The sequence below is a fragment of the Mesorhizobium sp. AR02 genome, assembly GCF_024746835.1.
In the GTDB taxonomy this organism is placed as follows: domain Bacteria; phylum Pseudomonadota; class Alphaproteobacteria; order Rhizobiales; family Rhizobiaceae; genus Mesorhizobium.
In genome coordinates this window covers 2,153,780-2,166,688 of the sequence record NZ_CP080531.1, presented here as the reverse complement: position 1 = coordinate 2,166,688, position 12,909 = coordinate 2,153,780, and the positions used below count along the sequence as shown (strand labels likewise).

The 12,909-nt window shown below is 63.3% G+C and carries 12 protein-coding genes; 4 read left to right on the top strand and 8 right to left on the bottom strand.

Features of this window, described 5'->3' with window-relative positions; all coding sequences use genetic code 11:
- Position 1 precedes the first annotated feature (1 nt).
- The 3 genes from guaD to DBIPINDM_RS14455 all read left to right on the top strand — a co-directional run bounded on the left by guaD (position 2) and on the right by DBIPINDM_RS14455 (position 3,160).
- On the top strand, positions 2–1,318 hold the full coding sequence (gene guaD / locus DBIPINDM_RS14465; RefSeq protein WP_258587889.1) for a guanine deaminase: 1,317 nt from the start codon (positions 2–4) through the stop codon (positions 1,316–1,318).
- Between the two features lie 76 nt (positions 1,319–1,394).
- A complete protein-coding gene (locus tag DBIPINDM_RS14460) occupies positions 1,395–1,898 on the top strand; it encodes a heme-degrading domain-containing protein (protein WP_258587888.1) in 504 nt (167 codons plus the stop codon).
- The gene (locus DBIPINDM_RS14455; RefSeq protein WP_258587887.1) at positions 1,895–3,160 is read left to right on the top strand and encodes a glycerate kinase type-2 family protein; all 1,266 of its coding nucleotides are present in this window, start codon (positions 1,895–1,897) and stop codon (positions 3,158–3,160) included. The genes DBIPINDM_RS14460 and DBIPINDM_RS14455 overlap by 4 nt, the downstream gene beginning before the upstream one ends.
- 226 nt (positions 3,161–3,386) lie before the next feature.
- Here the strand turns inward: DBIPINDM_RS14455 and DBIPINDM_RS14450 are convergent, their stop codons facing one another.
- The 4 genes from DBIPINDM_RS14450 to DBIPINDM_RS14435 form a co-directional block, all read right to left on the bottom strand.
- Positions 3,387–4,856, bottom strand: coding sequence for a UdgX family uracil-DNA binding protein (locus DBIPINDM_RS14450; protein ID WP_258587886.1), 1,470 nt, complete (start codon positions 4,854–4,856; stop codon positions 3,387–3,389).
- 2 nt (positions 4,857–4,858) lie between these two features.
- Positions 4,859–6,094 carry a putative DNA modification/repair radical SAM protein gene (locus DBIPINDM_RS14445; RefSeq protein WP_258587885.1) on the bottom strand — a complete coding sequence of 412 codons (1,236 nt, stop codon included), beginning with the start codon at positions 6,092–6,094 and terminating at the stop codon, positions 4,859–4,861.
- A gap of 86 nt (positions 6,095–6,180) precedes the next feature.
- On the bottom strand, positions 6,181–7,581 hold the full coding sequence (locus tag DBIPINDM_RS14440; protein ID WP_258587884.1) for a glutamine synthetase family protein: 1,401 nt from the start codon (positions 7,579–7,581) through the stop codon (positions 6,181–6,183).
- Positions 7,582–7,592: 11 nt separating this feature from the next.
- The gene (locus tag DBIPINDM_RS14435) at positions 7,593–8,972 is read right to left on the bottom strand and encodes an aspartate aminotransferase family protein (protein WP_258587883.1); all 1,380 of its coding nucleotides are present in this window, start codon (positions 8,970–8,972) and stop codon (positions 7,593–7,595) included.
- A gap of 157 nt (positions 8,973–9,129) precedes the next feature.
- On the opposite strand from DBIPINDM_RS14435, the gene DBIPINDM_RS14430 reads away from it, so the two are divergent.
- Entirely contained in the window at positions 9,130–9,582 is a 453-nt protein-coding gene (locus DBIPINDM_RS14430; protein ID WP_258587882.1) for a hypothetical protein, read from the top strand.
- Between the two features lie 16 nt (positions 9,583–9,598).
- Here the strand turns inward: DBIPINDM_RS14430 and DBIPINDM_RS14425 are convergent, their stop codons facing one another.
- From DBIPINDM_RS14425 to DBIPINDM_RS14410, 4 genes are all read right to left on the bottom strand, one after another.
- Positions 9,599–10,573, bottom strand: coding sequence for a WD40 repeat domain-containing protein (locus DBIPINDM_RS14425; protein ID WP_258587881.1), 975 nt, complete (start codon positions 10,571–10,573; stop codon positions 9,599–9,601).
- Between the two features lie 64 nt (positions 10,574–10,637).
- Positions 10,638–11,165, bottom strand: a complete 528-nt coding sequence (locus DBIPINDM_RS14420; protein ID WP_258587880.1) for a GNAT family N-acetyltransferase — start codon at positions 11,163–11,165, stop codon at positions 10,638–10,640.
- Complete coding sequence (locus DBIPINDM_RS14415) at positions 11,162–11,440, bottom strand: DUF1778 domain-containing protein (RefSeq protein ID WP_027061237.1); 279 nt, start codon at positions 11,438–11,440, stop codon at positions 11,162–11,164. Before DBIPINDM_RS14415 ends, DBIPINDM_RS14420 begins: the two co-directional genes overlap by 4 nt.
- 84 nt (positions 11,441–11,524) lie before the next feature.
- Positions 11,525–12,580, bottom strand: a complete 1,056-nt coding sequence (locus DBIPINDM_RS14410; protein ID WP_258587879.1) for a CobW family GTP-binding protein — start codon at positions 12,578–12,580, stop codon at positions 11,525–11,527.
- Positions 12,581–12,909 lie beyond the last annotated feature (329 nt).

Here is a 12,909-nt window from a genome sequence, read left to right as displayed (position 1 = left end):
CATGAGTTCGACACTTCTGCGCGGCCGCACGCTGTCCTTCGTGCGCTGGCCTGAAACCACCGATGACCATTCGGCCTGGCGCTACGAGGAGGACGGCGGCCTGCTGATCAGCGATGGCAAGATCGTTGCTGTCGGCGACTACCGCGATGTCGAGAAACAGGCCGGTGAGGGCGCCAAAAAAATCGATCACCGGCCGCATCTGCTGCTGCCGGGCTTCATCGATACCCACGTGCATTTCCCGCAGATGCAGATCATCGCCTCCTACGGCGCCGAACTGCTCGATTGGCTGAACACCTACACCTTCCCGGAAGAGACGAAGTTCGCCAACGCGCAGCACGGCCGCCGCATCGCGCGGCTGTTCCTCGACGAGATGGTGCGGCACGGCACGACGACGGTCACCGCCTACTGCTCGGTGCACAAGGCCTCGGCGGAAGCCTTCTTCGCCGAGTCGCATGACCGCAACATGCTCAACATCGCGGGCAAGGTGATGATGGACCGCAATGCGCCCGACGGCGTGCTCGACACGCCGCAATCCGGCTATGACGACAGCAAGGCGCTGATCAAGGAATGGCACGGCAAGGGTCGCCAGCACTATGCCATCACGCCGCGCTTCGCCATCACCTCGTCGCCGGAGCAGATGGAGATGGCGGGAGCGCTGTGCCGCGAACATCCCGACCTGCATATGCAGACGCACCTTTCGGAAAACCACGCCGAGATCGCCTTCACGCAACAGCTTTACCCGTGGTCGCGCGACTATACCGATGTCTACGAGCATTACGGGCTGCTGGGCAAAAAGAGCCTGTTCGGCCACTGCATCCATCTGTCGGAACGCGAGGCGGATGCGCTTTCGGACAGCGGCTCGGTGGCGGTGTTCTGCCCGACCTCGAACCTGTTCCTCGGCTCCGGCCTGTTCGACTATCAGCGCTTTCGGCGCAGGGACAAGCCGCTCAGGATCGCCGCTGCCACCGATGTCGGCGGCGGCACGAATTATTCCATGCTGCGCACCATGGACGAAGGCTACAAGGTGATCGCGCTGAACGGCGAGAAGCTCAACCCGTTCCAGTCTTTCTGGCAGATCACGCGCGGCAATGCCGAGGCGCTGTCGGTGGCCGACAAGGTCGGTACGCTGGAAGCGGGCACCGACGCCGACATCGTCGTGCTGGATGCCAGGGCGACGCCGGCGATGCGGCTCAGGATGGAGACGGCGCAGACGCTGGCCCAGGAATTGTTTCTGCTTCAGACGCTGGGTGACGACCGCGCCGTGCGCGAGGTTTATGTCGCGGGCCGGGCGGCCAAGAGCGACATGGCCGCAGGGTGAGGCGGCCGCCGCGACGGAGCTTGACCCGGCGGAGCTTGTCGTACAAACGACGAGTAACGATTTTCGGAGAAAGAAAATGGCCGCTGCGGACGACATCGCTCTGATTCGGAAACAGGAAGAGACGCTGGTCTTTTCCGCCTTCGATGAGGCTGTCGCCTTCAAGATCGGCTCGACGATTCGCAAGCGCGCAATCGCCGAAAACCTGCCCATCATCGTCGACATCAGGCTGTGGGACCGGCCGCTGTTCTACGCCGCCATGCCGGGCTCGAACGCTTCCAACCCCGACTGGGCGCGGCGCAAGATCAATGTGGTCAGGCGGTTTCTCAGAAGCACCTACCGCATGGTGCTGGAACAACAGCGCCCCGACCGCGCCTTCAAGGTTGGCGAGGGCCTCGACGTCTCGGACTACGTGCTGGCCGGCGGCGGCTTTCCGGTCACGGTCAAGGGTGCAGGCGTTATCGGCGTGATCGCGGTTTCCGGCTTGCCGGAACGCGAGGATCACGGTGTCGTCGTCGACGCGCTGTGCGATTATCTCGGCATCGACAAGCACGGGCTGTCATTGTCCAGGGAAGCAGAATGACCGTGCTCGACCCCAGGGCCTTCCTTACCTCGATCTTCGACGCCGCCGTCGCCGCTGCGGATCCAGACCGGACCATCAGGGACCATCTCCCCGCGAAGCCCAAGGGCCGCACCATCGTCATTGGCGCCGGAAAAGGCTCGGCGCAGATGGCGGCGGCGTTCGAGAAGGTCTGGGATGGGCCGATCGAAGGGCTGGTGGCCACCCGCTACGGCTATGGCGCCAAATGCGAGCGCATCGAGATCATCGAGGCGGCACATCCGGTGCCGGACGCCGCCGGGCTTCAAGCCTCGCGCCGCCTGCTCGCCAAGGTCCAGGGTCTCACCGAGGACGATCTCGTCGTGGCGCTGATTTCGGGTGGCGGCTCGGCGCTGCTGCCGTCACCGGCCGGTAGCCTGACGCTGGCCGACGAGATCGCCGTCAACGAGGCGCTGCTCGCCTCCGGCGCGCCGATCGCGGTCATGAACACCATCCGCAAGCATCTTTCCACCATCAAGGGTGGCCGGCTGGCCGCCGCCGCCTGGCCGGCCAAGGTGGTGTCGCTGGTTGTCTCCGACATTCCCGGCGACAACCCGGCGCTGGTCGCCTCCGGTCCGACCGTGCCCGACATTGGCAGCCGCGAGGACGCGCTGGCCTCGATATCGGCCTATGGCATGAATCTGCCGGCCTCGGTGATGGCGCACATCAATTCACCGTTGGCCGATGCGCCAAATCCCGACGATCAGCGCTTTTCACGCAATGAGGTGCACCTGATCGCCTCGGCTGGCGTGTCGCTGGAAGCAGCAGCGGTGGAAGCGAAGCGGCAAGACATCGAGGCCGTCATCCTCTCCGATGCCATCGAAGGCGAAGCGCGCGAAGTCGGCGGCGTCCACGCGGCCATCGCGCGCGAAGTGGCGACGCGCAACCGGCCATTTTCGAAGCCGGTGCTGATCCTGTCTGGCGGCGAAACAACCGTGACCTTGCGCGCAAAAGGCAAGGGCGGCCGCAATTCCGAATTCCTGCTCGCCTTTGCCATCGGCATCAACGGCGTACAAGGCATTCACGCTCTGGCTGCCGACACCGACGGCATCGACGGCTCCGAAAACAATGCCGGTGCCTTCGCCGACGGCTCGACGGTTTCGCGCATGCGCGCGGCGGGTGTGGATGCCAAGGCCATGCTGGCGGGCAACAATGCCTGGACGGCGTTCAATGCGGTGGGTGATCTCTTCGTGCCCGGTCCGACCGGCACGAATGTCAACGATCTCCGGGCGATACTCATTCGTTAGGGCGCGTCGCATTTCGCTGCACAAGCGTTAGCGCTGCCCCTCATCCGCCTGCCGGCACCCTCTCCCCGTATAGTGACGGGGAGAAGGAAGCTAAGGCGCACCTTCGCGCCCTTCTTGCCACGCTGATGATTTGCGAAAGCGCCGGTGACAGCGTCTTTCTCCCCGTCACTATACGGGGAGAAATGTCCGGCAGGACAATGAGGGGCGGCGCCGACCGACAGCCAGATCAAGCAGCCATCAGCCGCCTTACCTGCTTCATATCCTGCAAAAACCGCTCGCGTTCGGCGTCCTTCTCCGCAGTTTCCTGAATGCGCAGGATGAAGGACGGATGGATGGTGATGAAAACCCTCAGGCCATCCTCGCGCTCGATCACCTGGCCGCGCATTTTCGTCACCGGGATCGCCTTGCCCAGCAGAGACAGGGCCGCGGTGGCGCCGAGCGCCACCGCAAGGTCCGGCTTGATCAGCGCGAACTCCCGATCGATCCACCAGCGGCAGGCTTGAACCTCGCCGGCATTCGGCTTGGAGTGGATGCGCCGCTTGCCGCGCGGCTCGAATTTGAAGTGCTTGACCGCGTTAGTCACATAGACCTTCTGGCGATCCACGCCTGCGTCATCGAGGATGGCGTCAAACACCTTGCCCGCAGGGCCGACAAAAGGTTTGCCGGCGAGGTCTTCCTGATCGCCCGGCTGTTCGCCGACGAAGATCACCTTGGCATTGTCAGGCCCTTCGCCGAAAACGGTCTGCGTCGCATCGCGCCACAACTGGCAACGGCGGCAACCCTTCGCCGCCTCGCGCAATTCGGAAATGGTGCCTGCTTCATCGTCTTCCGGTGCTTCGGTTGGCTCACGCTTCGGCCAATGCTTTGCCTGCACCTTGGCGTGGTGCGGCGCCGGCGTCGTCGGCATTCTGGCAATCATCTCCCTGGCGGCCTCATCCGCTCCCGCGATCAGCTCTGGAATGAGCGAGGCCTCCGGAAGGTTCCGCCAGTATTTCTTCGGCATCTCCTTTTGCATGGCTTTCACCTTCAGCCGTGCCGGGTTGAAGATGTTCTCGAAATAGGTGCGCCACAGCGCTTCGGTATCGTCCTGATCAGGCGCATCACTCTTCGCGGCGCCCGGCCCGATCGCCAGCCTTTCGCCATCCCAGTCGGCCGACGCGTAAGGCGTCAGGATCGTCCAGCGCATACCGGTAAAGCGCCTGACGAAGAAATCCGCGTTGCGCTCGACAATGAAATGATCGGGCTCGAACCAGGCGACATAGCGCTCCTCTGCGCCGTCGCCGATCTTCCGGAAGCGTACGAAGGCATGCATCTTGTGGCTGTCGCGCCGCACCGCTTCTTCCATGGCCTCAAGCCGTCTGGTGTCGGGATCCGACGCGATCGCCAGCAGCTTGGGCTCCGTGCGCAGCCGCCACAGCAATCGATAGAGAAAGGCGAACCGGGTGGGGTCTGAGTGGCAGAAGGCGGTCTCGGCGTGCCCTATGAAGTCGCGCGGCACGACCAGTTGCGCGCCCGCAGGCACGGCTGGCAAATCGCTAGGCGGTTGGTCGGAGCCGGCCGCGACATGCCAGCTGATGTCCTCCGGACTGACCTCATTCAATGCCAGCCGCCGTGCCGCGTCGCGCCAGCCCGAAAAGTCGGTCTCGCTGTCGAGCCGAACACTGTATCGGGCAAGATCGAGCTCAGCCGGTTGCATGGTCAAAACAGCGACAGCTGTTCGCAGGAGCGCACGATCTTGTCGCGCAAGCCCTGCTTGTCGGTGAGCGCTCCCGGCGACCAACCCTCGGCGATGATGAACGGCCTGAGCTTGGCGATCGACTGGCAAATCCGCCCGACATCTTCAAGCCGCAGCCGCCTGTGGTGGCGGGTCTGCAGGATTTTCGCCACCACCTTGGTGCCGAGACCAGGCACGCGCAGCAGGGATTCGCGGTCGGCGCGGTTGATGTCGACGGGAAACTGTCCCCTGTTGCGCAGCGCCCAGGCGAGCTTGGGATCGATGGCGAGGTCGAGCATGCCATCGCTGCTGCCGGCCAGGATCTCCGGCTGCGAAAATCCATAGAAGCGCATCAGCCAGTCGGCCTGATAAAGCCGGTGTTCGCGCATCAGCGGCGGCTTCCGCAGCGGCAGGGACGACGACGAGTCGGGGATCGGGCTGAAGGCCGAATAATAGACGCGCCGCAGATGATAACTGCCATAGAGCCGCGCGCTGGTGTGGAGGATGCCGTCGTCGGATGTCTTGTCGGCGCCGACGATCATCTGCGTCGACTGGCCACCAGGGGCAAAGCGTTCGCTCTTCTTTGTTTTCATCGTCGGCTCGGCCTTCTCCTCCATCTTCTGGCGCAGCCTGGCCATGGAAAGCCGGATGGTCTCCGGCTTCTTTTCCGGCGCCAGCTTTTTCACACCCTCATCCGTTGGCAGCTCGACATTGATCGACAGCCGGTCGGCATAGAGGCCGGCCTTCTCGACCAGTTCCGCCGAGCTTTCCGGGATGGTTTTCAGATGGATATAGCCGGAGAATTTTTCTTCCAGCCGCAGCCGTCGCGCCACCTCGACCATCTCGCCCATGGTCTCGTCGGGCGAGCGGATGACGCCCGAGGACAGGAACAGGCCCTCTATGTAGTTGCGCCGGTAGAAATCCATGGTCAGCTTCACCACCTCGTCGATGCTGAAGCGGGCGCGGCGCACATTCGAGGACGAGCGGTTGATGCAATAGCTGCAGTCATAGATGCAGAAATTGGTGAGCAGGATTTTCAGGAGCGAAATGCAGCGGCCGTCCGGTGCATAGGAATGACAGATGCCCATGCCTTCGGTGGAGCCGATGCCGCCTGACATCAGCGAGTCCTTCTTCGCCGAGCCTGACGAGGCGCAGGAAGCGTCATATTTGGCGGCGTCGGACAGGATTGCCAGCTTTTCACGAACGGTAAGAATGCTCATCTGTTCATGATATGTTCTGTAGCGCCAGTTTGCTACCTCATTTGAGGCAGGCGGCTAAAAAGTGATCGCCGCCCACCATCAAGTCGTCACACCTCGTGCAGGTAGAGATGATAATCCAGTTCGCTGACCGTGCGTGCCACGCGCAGATATTCGGACTGTTTGATCGCCACGAAGGTGCGGTGCAGGTCTTCGCCGAGCGCGCCTTTCAGGAAGCTGGAGGCCTTGGCCGCTTCGATTGCCGCGCGCCAATCCGCCGGCATCGTTGTGCGGGTGACCGCTCCCTCATAGCCATTGCCCGTGGTCTCAGGACCGGGGTCGAGCCCTTCGTCGAGGCCTTTGATGATGCCCGCCAGCACTGTCGCGGCGATCAGATAGGGATTGGCGTCGACGCCCGACGGCCGGTGCTCGATGCGCCGGTTCTTGGCGTCGCCCGCCGGCACGCGCAGCGCCACCGAACGGTTGTTGACGCCCCAGGTCGGCGCCACCGGCGCGTAGGATTGCGAGACGAAGCGTCGCCAGGAATTCGCATGCGGCGCAAACACCAGCATCGATTCCGCCATCGTCTGGATCAAGCCGCCGAGCCCTTGCAGCAAGGGTAGCGACCAGCTCTCGCCACCGGCTTCGGCAAAGACGTTTCGGCCGGCCTTGTCTTGCAGCGAGACGTGGAAATGCATGCCCGACCCGGCATATTTCTCGATCGGCTTGGCCATGAAGCAGGCGGTCACGCCGTGGCGGCGCGCCTGTGCCCGCACCAGCCGCTTCAGCATGACGAGGTCGTCGGCCGCCCGCATCACATCCTTGCGGTAGTTCAGCGTCAATTCGTACTGGCCCGGCGCATATTCGGAAATCACCGTCTCGGCCGGAATGCCTTGCGCCTTGGCCGCGGCATAGATGTCCGAAAACAGCGGCTCCATGCCATGCAGATGGTCGACGGAATAGACCTCCGTCTTGCCCGAGACACGGCCGTCGAGCACGGCACGCGCCGGCTGCACCTTGCCGTCGGCATCGCGGTCATTGGCCAGCAGGAAAAATTCGAGTTCGAAGGCGCCGGCCGGATACAGGCCCTTGGCCGCCAAGATATCGACCTGCCGGGCCAGTGCCAGCCGCGGATCCGACGACATGGGCTGGCCATCGAGATGGTACATTGCCATCAGCACCTGGCCGCGCGGCGGGTTGGTGCCGTAGAGCGGCACCAGCGTGCCGGGGATCGGCCATGCCCTGAGGTCGCCGTCGCCGGTCGTCCAGATCAGCCCGGTCTCGTGCACGTCCTCGCCGGTGATGTCGAGGCCGAGGATCGAGATCGGCATATGCCGGCCACCCTCGAAAATGCTTTTCAGCTCGTGCCGGCGCACGATCTTGCCGCGGCCGACGCCATTGGCGTCGGTCAGCACGATATCGAAGGCTTCGATCTCGGGATGGGCGTCGAGAAAGGCTTGCGCTTCGGTGGGCGAGGACCCCGAAGGTGAGGTCACGATGGCATTGTCCATGGCCGCTTGTCTCATGCCGCAAGCTTTGCCGCAACCGCGGCGAAGGCGCTGATCAGCCGGTTGACCTGGGCACCTGACGTCGCCGGCGAGATCAGCATCATATTGTGGAAGGGCGCAATCAGCACGCCGCGATTGACCAGCGCGACATGGATGGCGGCTTCCAGTTCCGGCGCATGCGCGGTCTCGGCCTCGGCGCCATTGCGCAACGGGCCGGGCGCGCAGATGAACTCGACCCGGGCGCCGACACGCGCGACATGCCAGGGCAGATTGCAGCGGTCGATCACGCCGGTCAGCCCGGCATCCAGACGCCGTGCCAGATGGTCCATGCGGTCATAATTCTCTGGCGTCATCACTTCTTCAAGCGTGGCGCGCATGGTGGCGAATTGCAGCGGGTTGGCCGACAACGTCGTGCCCATACCGGAGTAGCCGGGCTCCTTCGTCCTGTTGTAGTCGGCGTAGCGCGAGGCGACTTCATCGCTCATGCCCCACACACTTGCCGGCACGCCGCCGGCGATCGGCTTGCCCAGCACGAAGAAGTCCGGGTCGAGCCCGTATTTCCTGGTGTAACCACCGGGGCCGGTCGAGATCGTGTGCGTTTCGTCGATCAGGAGCAGCGTGCCGGCCTCGCGGGTCAGTCGGCGCAGCGCGTCATGGAAGCCGGGATCGGCCAGCACCATGCAGGAATTGGTCAGCACCGGTTCCGCGATGACGCAGGCGACATCCCTGTCCCTGAGCGCTGCTTCGAGCGCCGGGATGTCGTTGAACTCGATCACTTTGGCCGTGCGGGTCAGGTCGCGGAATTCGCCCGCCAGTCCCGGCCGGTTGACGGGCTTGCCGTCGATCAGCCGCACCATCGTCTCGTCGACCGAGCCGTGATAGCAGCCGTTGAAGACGAGGATTTTTTCGCGCCCCGTGACGGCGCGGGCGACGCGCAGCGCAAAGCGGTTGGCGTCGGTCGCCGTCGTCGCGATCTGCCAGAACGGCAGGCCGAAGCGTTGTTGCAGCAGCGGCCCGATGGCAAGCGCGTCTTCCGAAGGCAGCATATAGGTCAGGCCGCGTCCGGCCTGGCGGCGGATGGCGCGCGCCACCGGCGGCGGCGAATGGCCGAACATCGAACCGGTGTCGCCAAGGCAGAAATCGTCGAGCTTGTTGCCGTCGATATCGGTGATCGTGGCGCCCCTGGCGCTGTCGACCAGGATAGGAAACGGCGTCGGCCAGTCGTTCATCCAGTGCATCGGCACGCCGCCGAAGAAGCCGGGCAGGCCATTGCCGACCTTGGCTTGCGATTTAGGCCGTGCTGCGCGGAAGGCCGCCCCTTCGGTCTCGCGCAATTGCGCGATGCGGTCATGATCGATGCCGCCGATGGTCTTTGAACTGTCGCTGCTGTGCATGGAAACCCCTCTCGTGCGTACCTCTTAGCCAATCCATGTCCGCAACCGCAATTGGCCGCGCGTCGGCCCTGCATTGGCTCAGCCTTTGGCAGCGGCGCTTGACCGTGCTGGCGAAGTCAGCGCCAATATCAGCGGGAACTGAGGTGGGGGGACAAAAATGCGGACGATCATCTGTGCGGCAATGCTGCTGTCGACGGCCAGCACGGCCTTCGCCTCAGGCGGCATCTGGTGCAACGTCGACGATACGGCGGTGACATTCGACGTCGGCGCCGGCGTCACCAGAGGCATGGGCGGCCCGACCTTCAACTTTCGCGGCGATCTCGAAATCAAGGCGAGGCCGGTTGGCGATGGATTGCGCAAGACCACGTTCGAGGATTCCAACCTGACCCAGTACTGGCTGGACGGCAAGGAGCTCCGGCTGAACGTCTACCGCGAGCAAGAGGTGGCAAACGCCTTCAATTCAGTCGAACTGACGATCCTGACCAAGGCCAGCGACGAAGGCGCCTATGACGGGCAGTACACGCTTGCCGTCTATGACAATGCCGCCGACACGGACAAGGATGGCAAGCCGACGGAGTTGACGGGCAAGGTGTCCTGCGGCGCCGAGTGATCCGTTATTTTGAAAACTACGCCGTGATGTCGATGACGCCACAGTCGCCGGCCGCACTGCCGAAGGCGATACGGCGTTCTTCCTTGTCCCACATCATCGAGGTGATCGCGCCCTTGCCGGGCCGCCGCAACAGCACTTCCTTGGCATCGGAAAAACGCACCGCCATCACCATGCCGTCATCATAACCGACAGCAACGACATCCTGGCTCGGGTGGCAGGCGACCGCCGTCACCATGGCGTTGCCGCGCGTGCCGAGTTCCAGGGGCGCCTTGCCCATCGGGCCGTCCTTGCCCGAGAACGGCCAGACGATCGCCGCCGGCGCGCCGGAACTCGCCAGCCATTTGCCTTTGACGCTCCATGACAGGCTTTTGACCTTGCCGGGGTAGCCGGTCATGCGCATGTGCTTGCCGTCCGCCAGCTTCCAGCCATGCAGCGCGTTTTCCTGCATGGTGGTGACGAGGAAGGCGCCGTCCGGCGAGAAGATGATACCGGTGTGGGCGCCGGCCCATTCGAGCTCCACCGGCTTGCCCTCGGCGGCCGGGAAATGCAGCGTCGCGCCATTGTAGCGGGCGACGCCAAAGCGCATGCCCTTGGGCGAAAACGCCAGCCCCTCGACAGAACGCGGATGGGCAAATTCCCTTGTCTTGCCATCGGCGAAGCGCACGAAGGCGGTCTTGCCGGTCGCATAGGCGATGGCGCCTTGCGGTCCCGCGGCAACGCTGGTGATCCACTTCTTGCCAGCGCTCGCCAGTTCGCTGAGACCGCCGCCCGCTCTCACGGCAAAGACCTTGCCGTCCTCGCCGCCGGTGATCAGCCGGTCATTGGCAGCATCATGGAAAGCCGCGAGCAGCCCGTCATTGGCCTGCACCGTCTTGTGGCCATTGTCGAGGCGATGGATGGCGCCGTCGGCCAGCGCAAAATGCGGCACATCGCCGAGAAAGACGGCGGCGAGGCAATGGCCATCGAGGTCGAGAGGGGCGACGGTTGGCATGATTATCTTTGTACAGTTGGACGAGGTTGCAGAAGCGGGGCTTACTCGACGCAAGAGGCCATTGTCAAAGCAGTCCCTTGGCCCGCAGATCGGTTGCGAACGTCGCCAGCGGCATCACCAAGGTCAAATCCGATCCTCGGAGGCGCTCGGCTCCATAGCTGGCATACCATCTAGCCGCCCGCTCACTCTTGGCATCGATGATGAGCAGGATACCGCCGCCCTCGCCAGCAAGCCGCAGACAGCGCAACGCTGCGGCGACAAGCAGTTGACCTCCGAGTCCTTGCCCGGCAACGGTGCGGTCGGTCGCAAGCCGGGCAAGCTTGAAGCCGGAAACCTCGTGTCGCGCCAAGCCTCTTGTCATTACTTCGGGAACGGTTTCATGCGCAACGGCTGATGGCGCGATCGTATAGAAACCGAGAATCCGCTGCGTAGCCGCGTCATCGATCGCACAGAAAGTCTTGGCTGCGTTCTGATCATGGCTCTGCCGGGCGAACCGTCGCAGGAAATCGTTCATCTGTGCGTCGCCACAGTCGAAAGAAGCCCTGTCATGCCGTTTGGCGATGGACTCCTCGTGCCAGGACGGCAGCGTCACAGAGTATCCGGCAAGGCGGCGATCGCAGCCTTGAGCCTAGCGTTGGGTTTGGGCGGGTGCTCCAAAAGGTCGAGGATGCGCTTGAAGTCGCGGTCAGCCACTTTCGTTACCTCGGCTGCGTCGATCACGGCCTGTGCTTCAGGCACGATCTTGTCGAGGATGAAGTCGGCCATATCCTTGTGCGACAGCGCAGCGGCGCGAGCGATCATCGCCTTTTGCACCGGGGGAATGCGGATCTGATAACGCTCGGTCTTGTTGTCGGCTGATCTGGGCATGGCCATCCCCTCGCCTCTGTGATGTACACATAATATGTGTACATCACAGATAATTCAATCCCCTGAGGCCCGATTGCGCCGCGGTTAAGCCTGGCAGGCGTCAAAACTCTTCTTCAGGCGCTCGGCGTCGAGTTCGCGGCCGATGAACACCAGCCGGCTCTCATGTTTTTCGCCGTCCTTCCAGGCACGCTGGTGGTCGCCCTCGATGATCATGTGCACGCCCTGGATGACATAGCGCTCGTCATCGCCCTTCAAGGCAATGATGCCCTTCAGCCGCAGGATGTTGGGGCCTTCCATCTGGGTGATCTTCTCGATCCACGGGAAGAACTTCTTCGGGTCCATCTCGCCGCCGCGCAGCGACACCGACTGCACCGTCACGTCATGGATGTCTGACGGATGCGCATGATGGTGATGATCATGCCCGTCATGGTCATGGTGGTGGTGATCATGGCCGTCATGATCGTGGTCATGATGATGATCGTCATGCGCCTCGAGGAAATGCGGATCGTTTTCCAGCGCCCGCGAAAGGTCGAAGGCGCCGCGGTCGAGCACTTCCGACAGCGCGACGCCGGCGCGCGTCGTGCGATGGATCCGAGCCGCCGGGTTGATGGCGCGGATCGTCGCCTCGACCTTGGCGAGCTCTTCCGGAGTGACGAGATCGGTCTTGTTGAGCACGACGACGTCGGCGAAGGCGATCTGGTCCTCGGCTTCCTTGGAATCCTTGAGCCTGAGCGGCAGATGCTTGGCATCGACCAGCGCCACCACCGCATCAAGCTTGGTCTTGGAGCGCACGTCGTCGTCCATGAAGAAGGTCTGTGCCACCGGCACCGGATCGGCGAGACCGGTGGTCTCGACCACGATGGCGTCGAAACGGCCGGCCCGGCGCATCAGGCCTTCGACGACGCGGATCAGGTCGCCGCGCACCGTGCAGCAGACGCAGCCATTGTTCATCTCGTAGATCTCCTCGTCGGATTCCACGATCAGGTCGTTGTCGATGCCGATTTCGCCGAATTCATTGACGATGACCGCGTAGCGCTTGCCGTGGTTTTCCGACAGGATGCGGTTGAGCAGCGTCGTCTTGCCGGCGCCGAGATAGCCGGTGAGAACGGTTACGGGGATCTGCGTCTGTGCGTCGCTCATGGCTTGCCTCAAAAGATATGGGCCTTGAAATCCAGGCCGCGAAAAAGGGATTGTCGGCTCCATATAGGATGTGTGCCGGGCTTTTGCACGAGGCAAACCAATGGACCAAAGCGGCCGGCCGGGATTGTCCTGTGGTTATGGCAGCGGAAAGCTTCGCCTCTTCGGCGACGAGACGATAAAGAGGGTGTGTTGTCTGGGGCCGCCGATCGTCAGACCGTGCCTGCGACGCGGTCGCTGTGAATCCGGCGCTCCGGAAACTCGTTTGTCATCTAACTGAAATAAACATCTGGCATCACCACGGCGGACACCGCAATGCTTGCCGGCAAAGC